This window comes from Thermosipho japonicus, assembly GCF_014201655.1.
GTDB lineage: Bacteria > Thermotogota > Thermotogae > Thermotogales > Fervidobacteriaceae > Thermosipho > Thermosipho japonicus.
This window is the reverse complement of the sequence record NZ_JACHEX010000008.1, coordinates 1-24963: the sequence shown is the minus strand read 5'-3', so window position 1 is coordinate 24963 and position 24963 is coordinate 1. Positions and strand designations below refer to the sequence as shown.

General features: G+C 31.2%; 23 protein-coding genes, 1 pseudogene and 1 CRISPR repeat array (1 of these 25 only partly in view). Of the genes and pseudogenes, 17 read left to right on the top strand and 7 right to left on the bottom strand.

Going from position 1 to position 24963, the window contains the following annotated elements; genetic code table 11:
- Nucleotides 1-99: a CRISPR direct-repeat array (repeat unit 30 nt; unit sequence GTTTTCATTCCTCATAGGTAGATTCTAAAC); it reaches 623 nt to the left of the window's first position.
- 608 nt (nt 100-707) lie between these two features.
- The 16 genes from HNP65_RS09570 to galT all read left to right on the top strand — a co-directional run bounded on the left by HNP65_RS09570 (nt 708) and on the right by galT (nt 17305).
- Nucleotides 708-1214, top strand: coding sequence for a transcription repressor NadR (locus tag HNP65_RS09570; RefSeq protein ID WP_184620026.1), 507 nt, complete (start codon nt 708-710; stop codon nt 1212-1214).
- Nucleotides 1211-2479 (top strand): MFS transporter, encoded by a 1269-nt coding sequence (locus HNP65_RS09565; protein ID WP_184620025.1) that lies wholly within the window; start codon nt 1211-1213, stop codon nt 2477-2479. Before HNP65_RS09570 ends, HNP65_RS09565 begins: the two co-directional genes overlap by 4 nt.
- A gap of 138 nt (nt 2480-2617) precedes the next feature.
- On the top strand, nt 2618-3631 hold the full coding sequence (hrcA, locus tag HNP65_RS09560) for a heat-inducible transcriptional repressor HrcA (protein ID WP_246348262.1): 1014 nt from the start codon (nt 2618-2620) through the stop codon (nt 3629-3631).
- Nucleotides 3632-3675: 44 nt separating this feature from the next.
- The gene (locus HNP65_RS09555; protein WP_425506728.1) at nt 3676-4215 is read left to right on the top strand and encodes a nucleotide exchange factor GrpE; all 540 of its coding nucleotides are present in this window, start codon (nt 3676-3678) and stop codon (nt 4213-4215) included.
- 5 nt (nt 4216-4220) lie between these two features.
- Nucleotides 4221-5360 (top strand): molecular chaperone DnaJ, encoded by a 1140-nt coding sequence (gene dnaJ, locus HNP65_RS09550; RefSeq protein WP_184620022.1) that lies wholly within the window; start codon nt 4221-4223, stop codon nt 5358-5360.
- Nucleotides 5341-6216: an NAD(+) synthase gene (gene nadE / locus HNP65_RS09545; RefSeq protein WP_184620021.1), complete on the top strand. Its 876-nt coding sequence runs from the start codon at nt 5341-5343 to the stop codon at nt 6214-6216. The genes dnaJ and nadE overlap by 20 nt, the downstream gene beginning before the upstream one ends.
- A complete protein-coding gene (locus HNP65_RS09540; protein ID WP_184620020.1) occupies nt 6197-7429 on the top strand; it encodes a glycerate kinase type-2 family protein in 1233 nt (410 codons plus the stop codon). Before nadE ends, HNP65_RS09540 begins: the two co-directional genes overlap by 20 nt.
- Nucleotides 7430-7433: 4 nt before the next feature.
- Nucleotides 7434-8393 (top strand): NAD(P)-dependent oxidoreductase, encoded by a 960-nt coding sequence (locus HNP65_RS09535; protein WP_184620019.1) that lies wholly within the window; start codon nt 7434-7436, stop codon nt 8391-8393.
- Nucleotides 8394-8428: 35 nt separating this feature from the next.
- Nucleotides 8429-9508: an NAD/NADP octopine/nopaline dehydrogenase family protein gene (locus HNP65_RS09530; RefSeq protein WP_184620018.1), complete on the top strand. Its 1080-nt coding sequence runs from the start codon at nt 8429-8431 to the stop codon at nt 9506-9508.
- A gap of 1 nt (nt 9509) precedes the next feature.
- Entirely contained in the window at nt 9510-11150 is a 1641-nt protein-coding gene (locus tag HNP65_RS09525) for a cobalamin-dependent protein (protein ID WP_184620017.1), read from the top strand.
- Nucleotides 11147-12085: an ATP-grasp domain-containing protein gene (locus HNP65_RS09520; RefSeq protein WP_184620016.1), complete on the top strand. Its 939-nt coding sequence runs from the start codon at nt 11147-11149 to the stop codon at nt 12083-12085. Before HNP65_RS09525 ends, HNP65_RS09520 begins: the two co-directional genes overlap by 4 nt.
- Nucleotides 12082-12492: a secondary thiamine-phosphate synthase enzyme YjbQ gene (locus tag HNP65_RS09515; protein WP_114702308.1), complete on the top strand. Its 411-nt coding sequence runs from the start codon at nt 12082-12084 to the stop codon at nt 12490-12492. Before HNP65_RS09520 ends, HNP65_RS09515 begins: the two co-directional genes overlap by 4 nt.
- A gap of 2 nt (nt 12493-12494) precedes the next feature.
- Nucleotides 12495-14180 (top strand): sigma-54 interaction domain-containing protein, encoded by a 1686-nt coding sequence (locus tag HNP65_RS09510; RefSeq protein ID WP_184620015.1) that lies wholly within the window; start codon nt 12495-12497, stop codon nt 14178-14180.
- 19 nt (nt 14181-14199) lie between these two features.
- Nucleotides 14200-14829: an MBL fold metallo-hydrolase gene (locus HNP65_RS09505; RefSeq protein WP_184620014.1), complete on the top strand. Its 630-nt coding sequence runs from the start codon at nt 14200-14202 to the stop codon at nt 14827-14829.
- 5 nt (nt 14830-14834) lie between these two features.
- The gene (locus HNP65_RS09500) at nt 14835-16292 is read left to right on the top strand and encodes a glycogen/starch synthase (protein ID WP_184620013.1); all 1458 of its coding nucleotides are present in this window, start codon (nt 14835-14837) and stop codon (nt 16290-16292) included.
- A gap of 14 nt (nt 16293-16306) precedes the next feature.
- Complete coding sequence (gene galT / locus HNP65_RS09495) at nt 16307-17305, top strand: galactose-1-phosphate uridylyltransferase (protein ID WP_126992939.1); 999 nt, start codon at nt 16307-16309, stop codon at nt 17303-17305.
- A 32-nt stretch (nt 17306-17337) separates the two neighbouring features.
- On the opposite strand, the gene HNP65_RS09490 is transcribed toward galT, so the two are convergent.
- Genes HNP65_RS09490 through miaB form a run of 5 tightly spaced genes read right to left on the bottom strand, consistent with a single transcriptional unit; the run spans nt 17338 to nt 22067 of the window.
- Complete coding sequence (locus HNP65_RS09490; RefSeq protein ID WP_184620012.1) at nt 17338-18447, bottom strand: tetratricopeptide repeat protein; 1110 nt, start codon at nt 18445-18447, stop codon at nt 17338-17340.
- On the bottom strand, nt 18437-19351 hold the full coding sequence (locus HNP65_RS09485; protein ID WP_184620011.1) for a cation diffusion facilitator family transporter: 915 nt from the start codon (nt 19349-19351) through the stop codon (nt 18437-18439). The genes HNP65_RS09490 and HNP65_RS09485 overlap by 11 nt, the downstream gene beginning before the upstream one ends.
- A 15-nt stretch (nt 19352-19366) precedes the next feature.
- Complete coding sequence (locus HNP65_RS09480; protein ID WP_184620010.1) at nt 19367-19891, bottom strand: cysteine hydrolase family protein; 525 nt, start codon at nt 19889-19891, stop codon at nt 19367-19369.
- 9 nt (nt 19892-19900) lie between these two features.
- Nucleotides 19901-20764: a YitT family protein gene (locus HNP65_RS09475; protein ID WP_184620009.1), complete on the bottom strand. Its 864-nt coding sequence runs from the start codon at nt 20762-20764 to the stop codon at nt 19901-19903.
- Between the two features lie 13 nt (nt 20765-20777).
- Nucleotides 20778-22067 (bottom strand): tRNA (N6-isopentenyl adenosine(37)-C2)-methylthiotransferase MiaB, encoded by a 1290-nt coding sequence (gene miaB / locus HNP65_RS09470; RefSeq protein ID WP_184620008.1) that lies wholly within the window; start codon nt 22065-22067, stop codon nt 20778-20780.
- A gap of 120 nt (nt 22068-22187) precedes the next feature.
- Between miaB and HNP65_RS09465 the strand changes: the two genes are divergently transcribed.
- A complete protein-coding gene (locus tag HNP65_RS09465) occupies nt 22188-23195 on the top strand; it encodes an acyltransferase family protein (protein ID WP_184620007.1) in 1008 nt (335 codons plus the stop codon).
- A 216-nt stretch (nt 23196-23411) separates the two neighbouring features.
- Here the strand turns inward: HNP65_RS09465 and HNP65_RS09460 are convergent, their stop codons facing one another.
- Nucleotides 23412-24629 carry a uracil-xanthine permease family protein gene (locus HNP65_RS09460; RefSeq protein WP_184620006.1) on the bottom strand — a complete coding sequence of 406 codons (1218 nt, stop codon included), beginning with the start codon at nt 24627-24629 and terminating at the stop codon, nt 23412-23414.
- 119 nt (nt 24630-24748) lie between these two features.
- Nucleotides 24749-24963 (bottom strand): annotated as a pseudogene (locus tag HNP65_RS09455) (transposase); the annotation flags it as partial.

Genomic DNA, 24963 nt, shown 5'->3' with positions numbered 1-24963 from the left:
AACGTTTTCATTCCTCATAGGTAGATTCTAAACTTTACTTAAAGCCTCTCTAAAGCGTGTAAGTTTTAAGTTTTCATTCCTCATAGGTAGATTCTAAACCTATAACTATCCTCATAAATAAATATAACAAGAAAAAGTAACAAAACCTTTGAGTGGAAGTAAACGAAAAGTTAAATATAGTATTTATGAGCTCTTATTTAACTTTATCTTCGGAAACATCTCCTAAAAATTTGTCCAATTTTAATCTGTTAACATAAAAGTTACAAATATAAAAACAGGAAACTAGTAAAAAAGAGTTTTTCCAAAATTGGTTACAAAGGTGTTAATAAGACGTTTTATCTTAAAATATTTTTTGTGATTTTTAATTGTTAATAATAAATTTTTATTTGGTTAATATAATTTTTCTAATATTATTTAGTGGTCCAGCCAAGATAGTTTGAGATCGGGTAAAAAATTGTTTTTATGATACAAGGATTGGCAGCGGGATAAATAAGATGATATATAGGTTTATGTAAATCAAAAGAAAACATGATAAAAGCAAGATTTATATATGATTTTTGTATATCAGTTAAAAATGGAAGGAATGCACTTTCGACATGTAAAAAATAATTAGTTGTTTTTCAAAAGTTTTAATATTTTTATGTATGCTTATACAATTCAATTGACATCTGCTGTAAATTTTTGTAAACTTGTATTGAGGTGATAATATGAAAGAAAGATTAAAAAAGATATTAAGTATTTTGGAAAATTCAAGTAAGCCAGTTAAAGGAAGAGATTTGGCCGAAATTTTAAAAGTAAGCAGACAAGTTATCGTTCAAGATATATCTGTGTTAAAGACGAAAGGATATAAGATCTATTCAACAAGAGAAGGATACATTTTAGAAAAAAAGAAAGATGTGGTAAGAAAGATGGTTGCGGTAAAGCATAGTGAAGATGAAATATATGATGAGCTGTTAAAAATTGTTAAAGCCGGCGGGAAGGTAATAGATGTTATTGTTGAGCATCCTCTATATGGTGAAATAAAAGGAAGGCTTGATATAGAAACTATGGATGATATTTCAAAATTTATGGCATTGATGGAGAGTTCTAATGCTACTCCTCTATTGAAATTGTCTGGAGGAGTTCATATACATACTATTGAAGCACCCAACAAAAAAATAATGAATGATGTTTTAGATGCAATAAGTAAATATTTATTGGGGGTGGAAAAATGAAGATAGATCAAGTTGTTGACTTAATTGTCTCAAAGAAAGAACAAAAAAATTTGTTGCTTTTAACTTCGATTCTTTGGATAATTGGTTCTGCAGGTGTAATGGTAATGCCATTTGTCGTTCCTGACCTTGTTTCTGAGTGGGATTTAACAACAGTACAAGCAAGTAGTTTAATTAGCTCAGTTTTTATTGGTATGTTATTAGGTGCATTATTTTCGGGGATTATACTTGACTATTTTGGAAGAAAAACTGGCGTAATATTTTATTTGCTTGTTACTGTAATATTTACTGTTTTATTTGGCTTTTCAAAATCTTTTGGTAGTGCATATGTTTTTAGACTTCTTTCTGGCTTTGGATATGGAGGTTTGCTACCTTCAGTTAATACTTATTTGTCAGAGTATACCTCTATTAGACTTAGGGGAAGATATTTAGTGATATTAGAGGCAAGTTGGGCTGTTGGTAGCATTTTAATAGCACTTTTTGCAGTCACATTGGGAGAAAAATTAGGTTGGAGATGGGATTTTTATATTTTTTCAATTGGAATTATTTCTTTAATCCCGTTTTTTAGAAAAAAAGATACACCAAAATATATATTTGAAAAAAGAGGAATTGAAGGTTTAAAAAAGATTTTTAACAAAGTACCTGAAAATATTGAAGAGATTGAAAAAGTAAAGGTAACTTTCAGTGGACTTTTTAGAAAAGAACATATAAAACAAACTATTTTAGTTATTGTATCTTGGTTTGTGGTTAGTTTCATATATTACGCATTATTTTCATGGGCACCAAAGATATTTATTGCAAGTTTAGGGATAACTATAACAAGGGCAAAATGGTATACATTCTTTGTCTATCTTGCACAGCTTCCAGGATATCTTTCAGTTGCTTATTTGATTGAAAAGTGGGGACGTAAAAAAACTCTTGCAACATATTTCATAGGTATGGGTCTATCTTCTTTCCTTTTATTACTTGCAACTGGCAATTTAAGCTTTCTATTTATAGTATTGGTTCTTTCATTTTTCACTTTGGGAGTTTGGGGACTTGTGTATGCATATACTCCTGAACTATTTCCAACTTCATTTAGAGGAACTGCAAATGGTGTTGCAGGTGCAACTGCAAGAATAGCAGGGATTATTGCTCCATACTTTACCGGTTATTTTGTTGACAAATCTATAGTTGCAGCCCTTTCATTTGTTTCTTTATTTGCAATATTTGCAGCGGTTATGACTCTTGTATTGGGAGTAGAAACAAAAGATAAAGCAGTAAATTAAATATGGGTAATATTTTTTTTGAAATTTGAGCTCCATATTTGGAGCCTTTATTTTATTTGACTGTAAAATCGTTTTATGATATACTATTATCAGACAAGAACATAGAGTGATAAGATGGCTGATAAGTGGGGTGAGAAAATGAAAGAATTGTCTACAAGACAAGAGCAGATTTTGTATTGTCTTGTAAGAGAATATGTAAAATCTGGAACCCCAGTAAGTTCTCAAAAGATATTAGAGTCTACAAATCTTGAGTGGAGTGGTGCAACTGTAAGAAATGACATGAGAAAGTTAGATTATCTTGGATACGTATTTCAGCCACACACTTCTGCTGGAAGAGTGCCGACAGATAAAGGTTTAAGATTTTACGTAAATGAAATATTGAAACTTAGAAAAGAAACAAAAAAATCAGGGAGTTCTATAGATGTTAGTATAGATTTTCCAATAGGTGACTTGGATAAGATTATTCAAGGTGCAGCAAAGCTACTTGCAACCACAGTTAAAGCTTTCGTTATAATTGAAAAACCTAATCCTATGTATTTAAGAATTCGAAGAGTTGTTTTAACACCGGTAACTAAAAACTTTTCCATTGTTAATATAATTACCGAGCTTGGACTTACATCAGTTCTTCCAATTCAGCATTCGGAAATTTACAATATCCAAGAAATTGAAGAATTTTTAAACAAAAGTCTTGATGGAATTTTGCTTAGTGAATTTAGGGCTAAACTGAAAGAGGTTGTTGAAAGATTTTCATGGGTTGGAGGAAGGTTGAAGGAATTTATTGAACTTTCAGAAAAGATAGCTTCTGAAAAGTATGAAGAATATATAACAGAGGGTGTTTTTAATCTTGTTAATGCAAAAAGATTCGATGAAGACAAATTAAAAGAGATTGTTAGATTTTCAACGAATGAAGAATATTATTCTAAGATTTTTGAACTTGGTGAAGGAATATTCATTGGAAAAGAGCATAATATTAAAAACTTTGAGCAGTATTCGATTTTAATAATGCCTTACTTTGTCTTTAACAGAGAAGTTGGAAAAATAGCTGTTATTTTTGATAAATTTAGTGATTACAACAGAGTGTTTGATAGCGTGGAATATGTTGTGAATAGATTAACTGAATACTTTACTGTTGTTGCAAGAAATGTTGAATAATGGAGGTGGAAAATATGGAAAAAAAGGAAATTAAAAAAGAAAAAATGATTGAAAATGTTAAAGAGGATGCTAATAAAGAAAAGAAAGAAAAGGAAAAACATTTAGAAAAAATAATTGATGAACAATCAAAAAAGATTGAAGAACTTGAAAATCAATTAAAGGAATTTGAAAATTATGCTAGAATTTTAAAATCTCAATTTGAAAATTATAAAAAAGATGTTGCAAGGGAAAAGGAACAAATTTCTATTTCAACAATTGGTAGAATTGTTGAAAAATTAGTTCCTATAATTGATGATTTTAAAAGGGCATTTAAAAATATTGATGATGAGACTAAAAAAACACAATTTTTCAAGGGAATGGAAATTATATACAAAAATTTATTTAAAATACTAGAAGGACTTGGCTTGCAGGAAATAAAAGTAGGGGATAAATTTGATCCGTTTGAACATGAAGCTGTAGAAAGAGTTGAGGATGAAGAAAAAGAAGAATATTCAATTGTTGAAATTGTAGAAGATGGCTACAAATTTAATGGACGAGTTCTAAAACCTGTGAAGGTGAAGGTCTCGATTAAGCCTAGGAGGTGAAATATATGGCCAAAAAAGACTATTATGAGATCCTTGGTGTTTCAAGAAATGCATCTCAAGAAGAAATAAGGCAGGCATATAAACAATTAATAAAAAAATGGCATCCAGATAGAAATCATCAAAATAGAAAAGAGGCGGAAGAAAAATTTAAAGAAATACAAGAAGCATACGAAGTTCTTTCTGATCCTGAAAAAAGAGCAATGTACGATAGGTTCGGATATGTAGGTGATGTCCCACCAAACGCTGGTAGTGGAGGCGGTTTTGGTGGCTTTGGAGGTTTCGGTGGTTTTGAAGATATATTCAAGGATTTTGGTGATTTTATTAATAACGATATATTTAACATATTCTTTGGTGATCAAAGAACTTCTTCAAGACAAAAACAAAGAAGAGCAAAACGTGGAGAAGATATAAATATAACTGTTGATGTGCCTTTTGAGCATGTATTTACAGGAACAACTATCCCAATTGAATACGATAGATATGAGGTATGTAGTCATTGTAATGGTGAAGGGGTAGAGCCAGGAAGTGGATGGGTAAGCTGTCCAAAATGTCATGGAACAGGGGTAGTTAGAGAGGAAAGGAGAACGTTTTTGGGGGTTATTGTAAACCAATACACATGTAATCAATGTGGTGGTACTGGAAAGATCCCAGGAGAGACATGTCATGTATGTGGTGGAAGTGGAAGAATAAGAAAAAGACATAGAGTGGAAGTAAAAATTCCAGCTGGAGTTGACAACGGAACCGTTATTAGAGTTCAAGGTGGAGGTAATGCAGGGTATAACGGTGGTGGATATGGCGATTTATATGTAAATGTAAGAATTACAGGATATATTGACTTTGAAAGGCATGGGAATGATTTAATTAAAGAGATAAAAATAGATTATGTCGAAGCTATACTTGGGACCAAAGTAAAAATTAAGATGCCTGACGGTAGAGTTAAAGAAGTTAAGATACCATCCGGTGTTCAAGATGGAGAAAACATTTATGTATACGGAGAAGGCGTACCAGATATGAGAACGGGAAGAAGAGGAGATTTGATTTTAAAGGTCAAAGTAGAAATTCCAAAAAGAGTATCTCGCTCTGAGAAAAAGTTATTAAAGGAAATTGCGAAATTGAGGGGAAAGGATGTTGATGAAGAAGAGTGAAAAGATTGTTAATTTTTTAAGAGAAACTGTTGCGCAATATCATTTTAGAGGAGTAGTTCTTGGAGTTAGTGGAGGACTTGATTCTGCTGTAGTTTTAGCACTTCTTGTAAAAGCATTTGATAGAAATAAGATAAAGTGTTTTATTTTACCTGAAAGAGATAGTCCTAAAGATTCAGTTAAAGATGCAGTTTTTGTTTGCAAACACTTTGGAGTTGAATATGAAATAAAGAATATTACAAATATTCTTCGAGCACTTGGGATTTACAAGTATTATCCACCAGCATTTTTTGTGCCATGGAAGGTAAAAGAAAATTTTGCAAAGAAAAGATGGCAAAAGTATAAAGAAAAAGGCAATCCTTTTGAATTTGATATAGAAGGAATTGAAGATGAAGAGTTTTTGAAAGGTATAAGCTACTATAGGGCAAAACATAGGGTGAGAATGGTTTATCTATACAAAGAGGCAGAAAGAAGAAATTACGCTGTTGTTGGAACTACTAATAAAACAGAATTTTTAACAGGGTTGTATGTAAAGTGGGGAGATGATTCAACAGATATTGAACCAATTTTGCATCTTTATAAAACTCAGGTATACGAGCTTGCAAAAGAATTGAATGTTCCTGAAAAAATAATTATAAAACCAGCTTCACCAGATTTAATTCCAGGACTTAGCGATGAGGAAATATTTGGGCTTGATTATTTTACTCTTGATAGGATATTAGATAAGCTAGTAAATAACAAAAGTTTGGATGATGAAGATCCTGAAAAGGTTAAACTAGTTAAGAAGCTCTATCAAATTGGAAAAAAGAGAAATTCATTAAGAAATATAAGTATGGTAGATGATTCATATGGAACTTAAAACTTTAGCCAAAAAGCTGATTTTCGATACTTTAGATGATATCCAACCTGAAAAACTAGTAAAAGAAAAGTTAAAAGAGCTAAGGGTTGATAAGAAAGTATATGTTCTTTCAATTGGAAAAGCAGCATGGAAGATGGCAAAGGCTGCAAATGATGTATTGGATATAGAGTATGGAATAGTTATAACAAAATATGGGTATAGTTTTGGAAATATTGAAAATTTTGATATATTTGAAGCAGGACACCCCCTACCGGATGAAAACTCACTTTCTGCTACAAAATTTGCCGTTGAAAAATTTTCAAAATTATCAAAAGATGATATCCTATTGGTTTTAATATCTGGCGGAGGTTCATCTACTTTTGAACTATTGCAAGATGGACTTTCATTGGATGATTTAAAAGATGTAACGACGCAGCTATTAAAAAGTGGTGCAGATATTAAGGAGATAAATACTATTCGCTCAAGACTTTCAAAAGTAAAAGGTGGAAGGTTTTTAAATTTTGTTAAATCAAAGGTAATTACATTGGTTTTATCAGATGTACTTGAAAATGATTTAAGTTACATTGCATCAGGTCCAACATATGAAACAAGTAGTACCTTTGAAGATGCTGACAAAATAATTAAAAAGTACAAATTAGATTTTAATGAAAATATAATTAATGCTTTAAAAAAAGATGTAAAAGTCAACAAGAAAGTTGATATAGAGCATTACATAATTGGAAGTATTGATATAGCATGTGATGTTCTAGAAAAAAAAGCAAGAAAGTATAATTTAAACACACTTGTTTTAACTACAAGACTTGATTGTGAGGCAAAAGAAGCTGGAAAGTTTATTGCAAGTATAGCAAAAAGTAGTAAATTAAAAACACCATATTGTATTATTTTTGGTGGTGAAACTGTTGTAAAGGTAAAAGGAAGCGGAAAAGGTGGAAGAAATCAAGAGCTGTGTTATTCAGCAGCACTTGAAATAGAAAATATGAAAGATGTAGTCATTGCAAGTGTTGGAACAGATGGAACAGATGGTCCCACGGATGCTGCAGGAGCAATTGTTGATGGGAAAACTATTTCAAAGGTCAGAAAATTTTCGAAGGATCCATATGAATTTCTTTTAAATAACGATACCTATAATGCCTTAAAACTTTCTGGAGATCTCTTAATAACAGGACCAACGGGAACTAATTTAAATGATATAGGTTTTATACTTAAGGGGTGATAATGTGAAAGCACTTGTTTTAACAAAAATAACTGATTATTTTAGAAAAAAGATTGAAGAATTTAATGAGATTGATTGGTATACTCCAAAAGATATAGATAATGTCCTAGAAGATGTAGAAATAATAATTACTGGACATTTAAGTGAAGAGCAAGTAGATAAAGCAAAAAATTTAAAAGCTATTTTTATTCCTTGGACCGGTGCAGATAAACTTCCGTGGAAAAAGATAAAAGAAAGAAATATAATTGTTTCAAATTCACACGGTAATGGAAAAATGGTAGCTGAACGTGCGCTATCTCTATCCCTTGCCCTTCTTGGAAGAATAGTAGAATTTCACAACGACCTTGAAAAGGGAATATGGCATGGCTTTGCTGTAGGCTTTAAAGAAGAGGATTATTGGTACTCACTTCAAGGAAAAAAAGTAGCGATACTTGGAACTGGAGTTATTGGAAGACATCTTTCAAAGCTTTTAAAAGGTTTTGATTGTTATATAACAGGTTTTAAGAGAAGCAAAGAACAAATAGCAGGATTTGATAGGATTGTAACTTCAATAGAAGAAGCAATATCAGATGCACAGGTAATATATCTTGCACTACCTTTGACTGAAAAGACTTACAAAATTATCGATGAAAAGATGCTTGAAAAAATGAGAGGAAAGTTTTTAATAAATGTTGGAAGAGGAGAATTGATAGATGAAAATGCACTTTTTAAAGCGCTTGAAAATGGTATATTAAAAGGTTTTGCATCTGATGTCTGGTATAAGTATCCTTCAAAAGATGAAAAAGTTATCTTACCTTTTAATTTTCCATTCCATAAGTTCAAAAATGTTGTTTTCTCTCCGCACGTAGGAGGATTCACAATAGAGGGTCAGCAAGGAAGAATAGATGATCTATTTGAAAATATAGAATCATTCTTGAAAAAAGGATTTCCAAAAACAGTTGTAGATCCTGAATTGATGTATTAATTGTTAAAGTGAATTTATATTTAGGGGGGATAAAAATGAACATCACAGTTATTGGAGCAGGAAACGGAGGACTTGCTCTAGCTGGGTTTTTAGCTATGAGGGGATTTGCTGTTACTTTATATAACAGAAGCTTAAAAAGAATTTCATCCTTTATCAAATCTAGAGTTATAAAATTGGAAGGTGAAATTACTGGTAGTGTAAAAATAAAGAATGTTACAAATAACTTGGAAGAAGCTTTAAAAGATGCTGAATTAGTAATGATCGTTGTTCCTGCTTTTGCACATGCAGATATTGCAGAAAAAGTTTCAAAATATGTTAAAGATGGTCAAATTTTTATCTTAAATCCAGGTAGAACGTTTGGTGCACTTGAGTTTTATAACATATTTAGAAAGAATCAGGTAGATAAAGATGTTATAATAGCAGAAACTCAGACCTTTCTTTTTGCCTCTAGAACTTCCAATCCTGGAGTTTCTCACATATTTAGGGTTAAAAATGCTGTTCCAATTTCTGCGATTCCATCGACAAAGAATGAAAAATTAAAGAAGGTTATTGAAGATATAGTCCCCGAGTTTCAAGTAGTGGATTCTATAATTTATACTAGTTTTAATAACATTGGTGCAGTTTTTCATCCAGCAACTCTTATTCTTAACTCCGGACGGGTTGAAAGCACGTTTGGAAAGTTTGAATTTTATCTTGAAGGAATTACTCCTTCGGTTGCAAGGGTTTTAGAAAAGATAGATGCAGAAAGATGTTCTGTTGCAAGAACGCTTGGAATTGAGCCAATGACGGCACAAGATTGGTTAAATTATGCATACGATGTTTTAGGTAATAACTTGTATGAAGCTATACATAACAACGCTGGCTATCAAGGAATTATAGCACCACCGAGTCTTCAAAATAGATATATATTTGAAGATGTTCCTATGAGCCTTGTTCCAATATCTGAAATGGCAAAAAAATTAGGTATAAATACTCCTGCGATAGATTCGATTATTTACCTATCTTCAATAATGATGGGGCGTGATTTTTATAGAGAAGGTAGAACCTTGGAACGTTTAGGAATAAGTAAATTAAGCCTTGATGAGATAAAGAATCTGATATACAAGGGGGTGTGAAATGGTGAAGAAAATTTTAGGTGGTTCAATAGGTAGCTGTGTACATGTTGCTGGGGTCTTGAATTTTTTAAAGCTTGCAGAAAAAGAAGGCTATAAATCAATTTACCTTGGTGGGGCAGTTCCTTTAGAAAAATTTGTTGGTGCAATTGTAGAAAGTGATCCTGATATAGTTGCTATTTCATATAGACTTGATCCCAAAGCACTTGAAAAGCTTTTAAATGAGTTTTATAAAATGATAAAAGAAAAGAATTTACTTGATAAGGCTTACATATTTGGTGGAACAGTTGAAACAGCAGCTGTTGCAAGAAAATTTGAGTTTATTTCCAAAGTTTTTGATGGCTCAGAAGATATAGACGAAGTTATTTTATGGCTCAGGAATGCAAAAAAGGCTAAAGACAAAAAAGAAATACCTCCACAATTTTTACCCGAGAGGATAATTTACAAAAGACCTTATCCTCTTATTAGGCATCATATAGGGCTTGCAAGCCTAGATGAAACGGAAAAGCATATAAGAATTCTTGCTGAATCTGGCCTGCTTGATATTATTTCGCTTGCACCTGACCAAAATTGTCAGCAGTATTTTTTTGAACCTGAAAAGATGGATAGAAAACAAGACGGTGCTGGTGGGGCACCAATTAGAACGAAAGAAGATTTCATTAGACTTTATAATGCCTCAAGAACAGGCAATTACCCACTAATGAGATGTTATTCTGGGACAAGAAATTTGGTTGAATTTTCTAAATTACTTAAAGAAACGATTAATAACGCGTGGGCAGCTATACCACTAACATGGTATTCCGATCTTGATAGGAGATCTGATAGACCTTTACTTGATGCCATAAGAGAAAATCAAGAAGCGATAAAATGGAATGCTAAAAATAATGTCTCAGTAGAAATAAATGAAGCTCACCAATGGTCATTGAGGTATGCACATGATGCAATGGAAGTTGCAACTTTTTATCTTGCAGCATACAATGCTAAAAAGTTAGGAGTAAGACATTATGTTGCACAATATATGTTGAGTACACCACCAGGTCTTTCACCAAAATTTGATCTTGCAAAGCAGATTGCAAAAAAGCAATTAATTGAAACTTTGGAGGATGAAACCTTTACTTCGTATACTATGATAAGAACTGGACTTTTATCATTTCCTGCTGATGAACATTCTGCAATGGGGCAGCTTGTAAGCACCATGTTTTATGGAATGTATTTAAAGCCTGACATAATTCATGTGGTTTCTTATTCAGAAGCAATAAGACGTGCTACCAGTAAAGAAATCATAGAAAGTGTAAAAATGGTAAAGCAGGCAATGAGAAATGCGATGAATGGCCTTCCCGATTTTCTGGAAGACAAATCGATTAGAAATAGAGTGGAAGTGTTAAAGAATGAAGCCATGATGATAATTGATGCAATTAAGCAAATTGGAAAAGGATTTGATGATCCTTTAATAGAACCTGAAGTAATATATAATGCAGTAAAACTTGGAATTTTGGATGCTCCAGGATTAAAAGGTATGTCTGTTGCAAGAGGAAGATTTGAAACACAAATTATAGATGGTGCATGTTATGCGGTGGATGAAAATGGTAAAATACTTACTGAAGAGAAGAGGTTGGATATTATAAGAAAGGAGGCGGGAATGTGAAGATAGCGATTGTTTGTGATAAGAATATCAACGATGAAGAAAGGAAAATGGTTGAGGCAGTAAAAAATGCAGTGTCTAAAAAATATGAATGTGAAGTAGTACAATTTGATGAGAATTTTATCAATAAAATAAAGAGTTTTGATTTTGTGTTTAATCTATCAAATAAGGGTGGAAAGGAAACAATACAAGTTCATGTTCCTGCTCTCCTAGATTTGTTAAATATACCATACACTTCTTCAAATGCATATTCACATTCATTATGTCTTGATAAGATAACTACTAAGATAATTATGCATCATTATAATATCCCAACACCAAGATTTTATGTATGTGATATAGGACAAATTCCAGAAAAAATAGATAATGGTACCTTTATAGTAAAGCCACCACGTGAAGGAAGCGCACGTGGTATTTCAAAAGATAGCGTGGTTAATAATTTAACAGATCTACAAAAAATGGTAAAGTATATACATGAAGAGTTTAAACAACCAGCACTTGTAGAAGAATTTATAGATGGCACAGAGTTAAGTGTTGGTATAATAGGAAATGGAGATAAATTGGAAGTTTTGCCAATTTTGGAGATAGATTTTTCGACTCTGCCAGAAGGACTTGAAAGATTTTATTCTTACAATGTAAAGCATAATTATGGTGAGATGACTAATTATATATGTCCTGCAAGAATTTCAAATGATGTAAAAGAAAAACTTGAATTTTATGCTAAAAAGCTATTTAGAGTATTAAATCTTAGGGATTATGCGAGAATGGATGTTAGAGTTAGGGGTGATGAGATATACTTCTTGGAAGTTAATTCAGCTCCTCAGCTTGTTCCAGTATATTCAGATATAACAAAAATGGCAAAAGCTGCAGGATATGAATATGATGATTTAATTTTGAAAATTTTAGAAATATCAATGGAAAGGTGGGGACTTAAATGAAGAGTTATACAGAATATCTCTGGTTTAATACTAAAAAAAGGAAAGAACTAATAAGGATTACAGATACTATTGAGGAGATTGTCGAAAAAAGCGGTATAAAAGAGGGCCTTTGTCTTGTATCGGCAATGCATATAACTGCTGGTATAATTGTAAATGATGATGAATCAGGTTTGCACAAAGATATATGGGAATGGCTTGAAAAACTTGCACCAGTTGGAGATTATAACCATCATTGGACTGGCGAGGATAATGGAGATGCGCATTTAAAAAGGATTTTGACACACCATCAGGTAGTATTACCTGTCACAAATGGGAAACTTGATCTTGGACCTTGGGAGCAGATCTTTTACGCCGAATATGATGGACAGAGAAGAAAAAGAGTAGTTGTGAAGGTTATTGGTGAATAATTATGGAACTAATGAAGTTTTATAGAACGGTTTTAGAGTCTATTATTGAAGGTGTAATAATAGTTGATAGTGACGCACGGATCTTGTATATAAACAAGATGGCCGTGCGTCTTTTAAATTTGAAAGATGGATTTTTAGGGAAACATGTGGTTGAAGTTATTCCAAATACAAGACTTCATATAGTGGTAAGAACCGGTATTCCAGAGGTTGATGAGGTACAAAATGTTGGAGATAACATAATTATTACTTCTAGAATGCCTTTAAAAGATGAAAATGATAATGTTGTTGGTGCGGTTGCTGTATTTAGAGATATAACTAGTATGAGAAAACTTGCAGAGGAAATTACTAACCTTCATCAAATTGAGGCAAGACTGAAGGCAATAATTGATTCTACATATGATGCAATATCAGTTGCTGATGAAAATGGGAATGTGGTTTTAGTAAATAAAGCTTATACCAAAATTACAGGATTAAAACCTGAAGATGTTATAGGAAAACCTGCAACAGTAGATATTGCTGAAGGGGAAAGTATTCATATGCTAATTTCTAAAACTAAAAAGCCAATTTATAACGCAAGATTAAAGGTTTACCCTTCCAAAAGAGAAGTTATAGTAAATGCTTTACCACTGTTTGTTAAAGGTGATTTTCGTGGAAGTGTTGCAGTTGTTCATGATGTTTCTGAGATTTTAAATTTGACCAAAGAGCTTGAAGCTGTAAAAAGGTATATAAGGCATATAAAAGCAAAATATACTTTTGATGATATTATTGGGCAAAGCGAAAAAATGTTAATAGCAAAGGAGCAAGCTAGAAAGGTTGCTAAGACCCCGGCAACGGTATTACTTAGGGGAGAAAGTGGTACGGGAAAAGAGTTATTTGCACATGCGATTCACAACGCAAGCAATAGATCTGATAAGCCATTTATTACAGTTAATTGTGCTGCAATTCCTGAAAATATGCTTGAAGTTGAATTATTTGGATATGTAGAAGGTACCTTTATAGGTACAAAAGGAGAAAAGGTTGGGCTTATTGAGGAAGCAGATGGTGGCACATTATTTTTAGATGAAATTGGTAAGATGCCACTTTCATTACAGGCAAAAATTGTTGGGTTTATTGAAAGTGGTGAATTTATTCCAGTTGGTTCAAATAGAATTAAAAAGGTAAATGTAAGAATAATTGCATCTACAAATATGGATTTAGAACAAATGCTTAAAAGGAGGGAATTTTTATCAGATCTTTACTATAGACTAAATGTCTTTCCAATATTTATTCCACCGCTTCGTGAGAGAAAAGAGGATATTGATGAACTTGCAAATCATTTTGTTAAGAAGATAAGCAATCAGTATAGAAGAAATATTACAAAAATTACTGATAATGCTATTTCGTATCTAAAATCATATGATTGGCCTGGGAATGTTAGAGAGCTAGAAAATGTTATTGGCAGAGCAATAATTAATATGTCAATTACTGAAAATGTTTTAGATAAAAGACATTTTCCGACGCTCTTTTTGGAAAATACTAATCAAACTAAGTATGAGGGATCTTTAAAATCACTTGTAGAAGATTTTGAAAGAAAGGTTATAGAAGCTGCATTAAGAGAAAATAAAGGTGATAGAAATTTGACAGCAAAAAAGTTAGGTATAAGCCTAAGGACTTTGTACTACAAGATGGAAAGATATGGTTTGATTTAGAAAAAGGAGGGGACATGCTATGAAAATGGATATGCTACTTGAGGGTGGAATAATTAGTGTTCCAAGCAGAGCAAAAGCAACATTTTCTACTATTGTATTGCTTGAAGATGGTGATAGAAAGATTCTTATAGAACCTGGAGATTATGTAACTCATTCAATTTTAGAGGAAGAATTGAAAAAAAGAAATTTAAAGACAGAAGATATTACAGATATTGTACTTACCCATTTTCACCTTGACCATGCTTATAACTCTATCTTTTTTAAAAATGCTACGGTTCATTTGCATGAAAACTTTTTAAAGAAGAATTATGAGAAATTTGGTATGATAGTTGGAAAGCAATACAAGATGATTATAGATTCTTGGAATGCGTTCCAAACATTTAAGGATGGTGATATATTATTTGATAAAATTAATGTGTATCATACGCCCTGGCATTCAAAGGAGCATTGTTCTTTTGTGGTAGATACAGAAAATATGGGAAAGGTTTTTTTTGCAGGAGATATTGTTATGACTAGAGTAGAGTTTTATGATATAATGAGAATGTTAAGAGATGATAATTGTGCGAGATTTGTTAGGGAAATGGTTAATAAATGTGATTATTTAGTTTTAACTCATGATAGTGGGGTGTTTTTGGAAAACTGGAGGTGAAAACCGTGAAGGTTGCACTTGTATCTTATGAAGTATATCCATTTGCTAAGGTAGGGGGACTTGCTGACGTTGTAGGGGCTTTACCAAAATACCTTAAAAAATTCTCAGTAGAACCAATTGTAATAATGCCAAAGCATAAGATCGTAGAAAAGAATGCGGAAAAGTTTTCATATAGTCTAAGAAAGATAAAAGAAGGTATTAGTCTTCCATATTTAAAAACGGATGAAAAATTTGATATTTATCAAACATTTATTCCTGGAACACAAATTCCTGTCTACCTTATTGGAAATGATTACTATTTTTCTGCAGAGCAAGTATATGAAGGACCAGATTTGGCAGAACAGGCAATATACTTTTCAGCAGCAGTTTTTGAAGCATTAAAAGTGCTTAGGGAAAAAGTTGATGTTTTACATATCAATGATTGGCAAACAGGATTGGTACCGGTGTATTTAAAGACATTGTATAAAGATGATGAGTTTTTCTCTAAGACTGTAGTACTATTAACAATACATAACCTTGGCTATCAAGGAATTTTTGATAGTTCATATATGAATTTTTCAGGTTTACCTGATTATCTATATAACATTGATGGTATTGAGTTTTATGGAAAAATTAATTTCTTAAAAGGTGGAATTTTGTTCTCAGATGTTATTAACACAGTAAGTCCAACTTACGCTCAAGAAATTCAAACCAAAGAGTATGGTGAAAAGTTAGATGGAGTATTAAGACTTAGAAGTTCTGATTTGTATGGAATATTAAATGGTATCGATTATGAGGAGTATAATCCTGAAACAGATAAAAGAATTTATGTAAATTATAGCTTACAAGAGATCGAGAAAAAATATGAAAATAAGAAAATGCTTCAAAAAGAGTTGAATCTTCCACAAACTAATGACGTTCCAGTTATTGGGATGATTACAAGACTTGTGGATCAAAAAGGGTTGGATATATTATCAGAGGTTTTAAGATACATTTTAAATATGGATGTTCAATTTGTACTTCTTGGGACAGGCGATAAAAAGTATGAGGAAATGTTCAAAGAGATTGAAAAGGAATTTCCAGATAAAATGTCTGCAAACATTACATTTGATATAGTACTTGCTCAAAAAATTTATGCTTCAAGCGATATGTTTTTAATGCCATCAAGGTATGAACCATGTGGTCTTGGCCAAATGTATAGTTTAAGGTATGGTACTATTCCAGTTGTCAGGTATACCGGAGGTCTTGCAGATACAGTTATGGAATATGATGAAGAAACTATGAAAGGAAATGGATTCGGTTTTAAGGAATATGATTCAGCGTACTTACTAAAGGCAGTTGCAAGGGCAGTTGACTTTTTCAAAAACAAAAAAGGTCACTGGAAAAAATTGATTGAAAATGCTTTGAAAACAGATTTATCGTGGGAAAGATCGGCAAATGAATACGTGAAGATATATAATAAAGCTTTGAATAAAAGGCGTTAAGGGAGGATTTAGATATGCCAGAATATAGAAAGGATCCAGTTGTAAGAAGATGGGTTATTATTGCAACTGAACGTGCGAAAAGACCTCATGATTTTACAGTTCCAAAGGAAGAAGCAAAAGGTGGCTTTTGTCCCTTTGATTATGGAAATGAGCACACCACACCACCAGAAATTTTTGCTTTTAGACCAGAAAATACAGAACCTAATTCTCCAGGTTGGTGGGTAAGAGTTGTTCCAAATAAGTTTCCAGCGGTTAATCCAGATATAGAAATCGAAAAATATGGACATGGTATGTATGATGCAATGGCTGGTTTTGGATATCATGAAGTAGTAGTTGAAACACCAGAGCATAACAGTACTTTTGCATTGTATGATGACAAACAAGCTGAAGAAGTTGTTTGGGCATATGTAAAAAGGTTTAGACAACTTAGAGAAGATAAAAGATTAAAGTATATATTGATATTTAAAAATCATGGCGCACTTGGTGGGGCCTCACTTCCACACCCACATAGTCAAATAATTGCAATTCCAAGTGTTCCAAAAAGGGTGTTAGAAGAATTAAATGGAGCAAAAGATTATTATGATTATAAGGAAAGATGTGTATTTTGTGATATGATCTCTCAAGAAAAAATAGAAAATCGTAGGATTGTTGAAGAAAATGAGGATTTTATTGCTTTTGCACCATATGCTTCAAGATTCCCATTTGAGGTATGGATTGCTCCAAAGGTTCACTCTCATGATTTTGGAAAGATTGAAGACAGCCAAGTAAAAACATTTGCAATTATTTTAAGAAATACTTTGAAAAGAATTTATAAAGTTCTTGATAACCCACCATATAACTTTGTAATTCATACGTCTCCAACTTACGAGGAAGGAAAAATCTATTATCATTGGCATGTTGAAATAATGCCAAGACTCACGAGAGTAGCAGGCTTTGAATGGGGTTCAGGATTCTATATCAATCCTGTTCCACCTGAAGATGCGGCAAAATACTTGAAAAATGTTGAATTATAAAAAACAACCGAAGGCATTTGCCTTCGGTTATTTTATATTTTTATCCTCTTTAGTATATTATACTCTTCCAATGCTTTGTCATACATTCCAGCTTCTTCATATAACTGTGCAAGCTTTAAATGTTTTTCTTCATTTAATGGATCCTTATCAACAATTTTCTTATATACTTTTGCTGCCATTTTTTTCAGCCCTAGTATGTAAAAAAGATAAAATCTTACTATTTTAAATGAAAAAACAATTATTGCAAGAATTACTAAGAGTAATATCATTATGTAATTTTTATTATTACTAGAATTTTGGGATGTACTTGTTTTTTGAGAAGAGTCTTTAACATTGGCTTTTTGTGTATTATTTAAAATGTTTTCTAGTTTTGATGATAGAATATATTTTTTAATTGAAAGATTTTCTATTGTTAATTTTGCTTTATTTATATCTATATTTTCAGATGTTTCATTTAAGATATTACTTAATTCTACATACTTTTTAAGATCACTTAAATATTTTGAAGTAAATGTTCCTCCAATTTTTTCTGCAAATTCTACTATTCTATTAAGAATTGGATATTGAGTTTCTTCAAAGTTTTCAATGTTATCTACGATATATTTTAGTATGTTGTACCCAAGGTCCTTTGAAAAGTCTTTTTGGGATAGAATATTTATAACGTCATATGTTAACATAGTAGGATATTTTAGAAAAAAATTTGTAAGGTTTTGAGCACTTATTTTTTCATCAATTTCTGGATTTGCTATTTTTAGAAAAATTATATTATCAAGAAAAGTGTCATACTCAGGTTTTTCAAGTGTATTTTTAGATATTTCATTTATTTGTGGAAAAAGTTGAAAAATTATTTCTACTTCTGTTGCGCTTGGTGTTGTATTCTTTAAAAAATTTTTAAGTTCTTTTATGTCCTGTTTGATTAAAAATGAAAGCCTAGGATCATTCATTAGGGAAATTTTAACTTTTAATTCTTTTCCCATTGTTTCAAGAGAAGTATCAGTTGGATTATTAAGAACATATTCGAGGTAAAGCTTCCAAGCTTCTTTTGGATTTTCTTTAGACATGTTTATTATTTTATCTTTTGTTGCTGAAAATCCGATGATACTTATAAATAATAAAATTAAGACTACAGCTTTACTTTTCATTTTCCCCCCCGATACCGTAAGGTTCATTTTCAACATTTTGATAAGGTTCAACATGAATGACAACATCAAATACTTTATCATTTAAAAGTTTTTTTATTCTATCTTTTATACATAGAGTAAGTTCATGAGATTCTTCAACATTCATTTTTGGATCAACCTCTATATCCATATCAATGTCGAAACATTCTCCAATTTTTCTAATTCTTATTTTATGCGGATTTTCAACTCCTTTGCATTCGTTACATATATTAATTATTTCATCATAAATCCATTCTTCATTTTTGTTAATCCCATCAAGAAGTGCAACAGCGTTTTCGTTGAAGATTTCAAATGCCACTTTAATAATTATAACAGACATTATCATTCCAACCAAAGGATCCATAAAAGAAAGACCAATTTTGTTTAAAAGTATTCCAAAAAGCACGATTGATGAAAGAAGTATATCATTTCTCATATTTAACGCTTCTGCTATTAATGAAGGTCTGTTGTATTTTTTGCCAATTCTATATTCTATTATAAACAAAAATGTTTTGAAAATAACAGATATAAGTGTTACAGTTATTGGAATTATTCCTTGTATTAAATTGTAATTATGTGTAACTAATCTTTTGACACTTTCTATTAAAAGTGAAATACCCGCATAAAAAACAATAAATGAAATTATTTTCGCACCAATATTTTCTATTTTTCTATGGCCGTATGGATGTAGTTTATCTGGTGGTTTTGAAGAAAGTCTTGTTGCAAAGTAAACAATTGATGCAGTTAAAATATCTGTAGCACTGTCAATTCCATCTGCTAAAACAGCCATACTGTTAAATAAGAAACCTATGATTACTTTTAAAGCAGCAAGAAATGTATTTACTACAACAGCAATGCTTGTTACAATTTTAATGTTTTTTTCCATTGAATCCTCCTAGTTTTATAAAATCTTTGCCTGTAAAACTTGAGACATTATTTTTAGTGCAGCGTTATGTAACTGCTTATCATATGAGTCAGTTCCATTCTTGTATAAGTTTACTTTTATATCCCTGTTTCTTAATTCTTCAACTGTGAATAGAACACAAATATTACTAACTAGGCCAACAACGTTAACTTCATCTATTGAAAGATTTTCTAATATATTTTCAAGATCTGTCTTATAAAAGGCAGAATATCTTGTTTTTTTAATATAGTAAACGTTGTTGTAGTCATTTAATAATTCTTGTATTTCGCTTACAATCATAGCACCAGCTGTATTTTTTATACAATGTTTTGGCCAAATTTCAAATTCTTTGTCATTTTCATCGTGCCAATCTTGTGTTAATATTATTGGCAAATTTCTGCTTTTTGCTTCTTTTATTAAATCAGTGATTTTTGGTATAACTTTTTCTGCTCCTTCAAAGTAAAGTGCTCCACCTTTTTTTGCAAAGTCGTTTTGCATATCAATTATCATCAAGGCTTTCATGCTCTCACCTCACAGATTTCTTTTGAAGCCTTCTCCTAGAACATATCTTGATTCGTTTACTATCATAAAAGCGTTAGGATCCACCTTTTTAACAAAATTTATTAATTCTCCAAGCTCTCTTCTTCTAATGGAGACAAAGATAATGTCTCTATCTTTTTTGGTATAACCACCTTTTCCTTTAAGATATGTAAATCCTCTACCCATGTTTCTTAATATAAATTCTTCTATTGGTTTATTATTATCTGATATTATTGTAACTGTTATTGCAAGTTCTAAACCTTTTAACACAAAGTCAATTGTAATACCGTTTATAATGATTGCAAGAATTGAGTACATACCAATTTTTGGATTGAAAGCAACACCTGCAAAGAAACCAATTGTAAAGTCTATTACAAGCAACGTTGTACCCATTGGTGTTGAAAAGAATTTATTAAAAATCTTTGCAAGTATGTCAGTACCACCTGTAGAAGCATTTTGTGAAAAGGTTATTGCCATACCAATTGCTGTTAAAATATCTCCAAAAAATACTGCAAGAATCAAGTCTCCTCCATTGTATGTAGGAATATGAATAATTCTATCAAAAAAGTCAATAAAAAAGTTTAATAAAAATGTACAGTATATTGTTTTATAACTAAAATCAAAACCAATAATTAAAAAGGCAATTAAAAATAGAATTCCATTTAAAATGTACATCCATACTCCAACGGATAATGGAATAATCGAATGTAAAATTATAGCAAGACCAGAGGCACCACCAGCTGCTATGTTGTTTGGGATTAAGAATATAACAAGTCCAAGAGCAGTTAGTATAACTCCTATTGTTGAAAGAATGTACTCTTTAATGGTTTCTTTTAATGGAATGTTTTTTGCCATTCTTCTACCCCCTTTATATAATTTTTATTATATCTCCATATAATGGACCCGCACTTGTTTTTTTAATTTTCACTAGAATTTTTTTACCAATTAGGCTTTCATCACCTTCAAAGGCGATAATCTTGTTTCTAATATCTCTTCCATAATATAACCCAGATTTTGCACGCTCTTCTACTATTACTTCTACTGTTTTATCTAAATAAGATTCGTTAAGCATTTTGTTTATTTCTTTTTGAAGATTCAGAAGATGTGCCATTCTTCTTGTTTTTATTGCACGTGGCACGTTATCTTCAAAATATTTCCATGCAATAGTACCTTCACGTGGAGAATATATCGCTAAGTTTAACCTTTCAAATTTTATATCTTCTACTAACTTTACCGTTTGTTGGAAGTCATCTTCAGTTTCATCAGGGAAGCCAACTATAATATCACTTGAGATGGAGGCATCAGGAACTATTCCTCTGATGTTTTTAATTAATTCATAGTACTCTTCTATTGTATAACGTCTATTCATTTTTTTCAAAATTTTATTACTCCCGTGTTGAACAGGAAGATGTATGCTTTTGGCAATTTTTTCACTATTTGCAATCTCTTTTGCAATATCCAAAGAAAAATCAGTTGGATATGATGTCAAAAACCATATTCTTTCTATATTTTCAACCTTTTTGGTTTCATTTAAAAGCCTTGCAAGGGATGTACCATCTTTTAAATCTTTTCCATATGCATCTACATTTTGGCCTAGATATGTAATTTCTCTGATTCCATTTTGAGAGAGGTTTTTAACTTCTTGAAGAATATCCTCCATTTTCCTTGATTTTTCACGCCCTCTTGTATATGGAACTATACAGTAAGTACAAAATCTATTACAACCATATATTATAGTTATCCAAGCATGATGTTTTGAATTTCTTTTTAAAATGTTTTTATAATCTATTTCATCTAATTTATCATCAAATATTGCAGTTTTTTCCCCTTTTAAAGCTAATTCCACTGCTTCAGGTATTTTTACTAGTGCGCGTGTTCCAACCACAAAATTTACTCCTCTTTTAAAAAGGTCTTCTTTTAGTTTTTCAGCACCACATCCCATAACTCCTATTTTTTTATTCTTTTTTCTTAATTCACCTATAATACTGAGAAATTTATCTTCTGCTTTTTTTCTAACAACACATGTATTTAATATTACAATATCTGCTTCATTTTCATTTTCAGCAGATTCATAACCTTCTTGTTCAAGATAATATCTTGCAACTTCACTATCATTTTCATTCATTTGACAGCCATATGTTTTAATAAAGAATTTCATTTTTCCCCTCCTAACAGTAATTATCGAGATAATTTTAACATTTTAAAAATAACTTTCTACAAATTAAATTTAACAGAAGTGTTAAATGTGTTAGAATTATCAAAGGGAGGGATTTAAAAAATGAGAATTAGAGAAATTGATGTTTCAAAAGGTATTTTAATATTAATGATTATTTTTGTTCATTCTTATATTCCTTATTCTCTGGCTGTATATTTTTCTTACATTTTAGCCAGTTTTATGTTTATTTCTGGATACTTATTCAAGGATGGAAAATTTAGTAAGAAGTTTGAAAAGATAGTATTAAACCTTTTGATACCGTTTGTTTTTTTAAGTTTAGTTGGATACATCATTTATTACATTTTGAATATGTTTATAGGATATAGCAATAGTGTTTTTTCAAATTTTTTAGATTTTGTTATTTTTGGATATTCAACATTTGATGTTCCGGTAAATGTCCTTCCTTTATGGTACTTGTATATGTTTGCAGTTGCTGAATTAATTTTTATTTTATTTATTAAGTTAAGAATAATCCGTTTTATACCTATATTATCCATTTTGTCAACCCTTTTAATTAATGAACAAACGAAGTTCTTTAAGATTGGTGTTGCACTTCATGGATTAATTTGGTTTTATTTAGGATATATTTTAAAAAACAAAGGTTTTAAGTTTAAATTTAAAAATCCATTTTTGCTTTTTATAATTTTTTCTGGTTTATTAGTTGCAGTTGCAACATTTAATGGATTTGATGATTGGAGAATAAATAGCTATGGAAATTATTCTTTACTTTCCTATTTTGGAGAATTTTCATCTGTTATAATAACTATTTCTCTTGCACAAATGATAAAAACCGATAAAATCAAAAGATTTTTTGAATTATTTGGTAAAAATACTATTTTTTTACTTGGTTATCATATTGTGTTGCCAGGTACTTTAGCAGTATTTGTAAAAGACCCTGTGCAATTTTTGGAAAAGTATTGGTTTATTTACTATATTTTAGCTGTTTTTATACTATACTTATTTTTAAAACTTGTTCCTGAGAATTTAATCTATTTACTTGAGGGAAGATTTTATTTGTTGAAAAAATCTTCAAATATTAATGGAGGATGGATGTTTAAAAAAAGAGCATAGTTAAAAATAAAGCTGCTATCTGTTTTTAAATGTTGTTTTTTGTCTATTGAACCAAGAAGGAAATATTAAAAAGATATGCAAAAACAAAGTTGATGATTGACTATTTACGATTAAAATTGTTTCGACAAAAAATTAAATAATAAAACCCCATTCTTGATTATACTAGAATGGGGTTTTTCAAATTTATCTCTACTTTAGAGCTTTAATTTGATATTATTAGTTATTATTTTTCTCAGGAATTATTAAATTTGCCAATATTCCTACCAAAGCAGCTAAGGCAAGACCTTTTAGTTCAACTGTTCCTATTTTTATGCTTGCCCCACCGATACCTATTGTCAGTATTAATGAAGCAACTATTAGATTTTTTGGTTTTGCAAAATCTACTTTTTCATTTACAATAGTTCTTATACCAACAGAGGCAATCATACCAAACAATATTAAACTTACTCCTCCAATAACTGGTTGTGGAATTGTTTGTAATATACTTCCAAATTTTGATAAAAATGACATAAATATTGCAAAAACTGCAGCGAGTCTTAGTATAGATGGATCGTATACCTTAGTTAGCGCAAGAACTCCTGTATTTTCACTGTATGTGGTATTTGCAGGTCCTCCTAAGAAACCTGCAACCATTGTTGCAACTCCATCTCCTATTAAAGTTCTATGCAGCCCCGGTTTTTCTAAAAAGTTTTTCCCAACAACTGCTCCATTTGTTGTTATATCTCCTATATGTTCCATGAAAGTTGCAAGTGCTACTGGAGCAATTAATAGAATTGATGATAAATCAAATTTTGGGAACATAAACTTTGGGATAGAAACCCAACCGCTATTTATGATAGGAGAAAAGTCAACATTTCCTGTAATTATAGCAACTAAATATCCAACACTAACGCCAATTAGTACTGGAATTAGGTTAAAGAATCCTTTGAAAACTGTTGAAGATAGAATTACAGAGACAATTACTGTTATTGAAATTCCCCAATTTTGAGAAGACCAATTTATTGCAACTGGACTTAAGCTTAAACCAATAACCATAATCATTGGACCAGTAACAACAGGTGGAAATAGTTTTTTAATTTTTTTAATCCCTATTACTTTGACCAGTGTTGCAAGTAATAGATATACAAATCCAGCAGCAACAATACCACCACTTGCATATCTTAAATCTCCAGTTTGTGATTTGACAATTAAAATAGGACCGATAAAAGCAAAACTTGAACCTAGGAATACCGGTACTTCTTTTTTAGTTAAAAAGTGGAAAATCAGGGTTCCAATTCCGGCGGTAAATAGAGCAACAAGGGGATCAAAACCTGTGAGGAGGGGAACTAAAACAGTGGCACCAAACATAGCAATGAAATGTTGTAGAGCTAAAACGAACTTTTGTGGACCTTCAATCTTAGAATAAAACTCAACAGTTTCCTGTAGATCAATCATACCCATATTCCTCCTTTCTGGCCTCACTGGGCCAAATTAAAGGCGCCTTCTGTGGTTTTATATCATAAAAAATCTATTTTGTCAATATGTATTTTAAGTCACCCTGGCCAATGTAAAAATTATTTTTCAATCAATCTAATCATTTTAGGATGAGCAGAGAGTGTGTCTATTAACATTGTTAACTGCTGTCCTAGTAACATATATGTAATCTGTGCCTTTAGCGTCCTTTCATTCATTCCTCTCATCTTTATCCTCTGCTTCAGTCTTTCTATATACCATTCTATTTCCCATCTTTTGCTATATATCAACCTATTTATTTCTCTTTCCATAAATT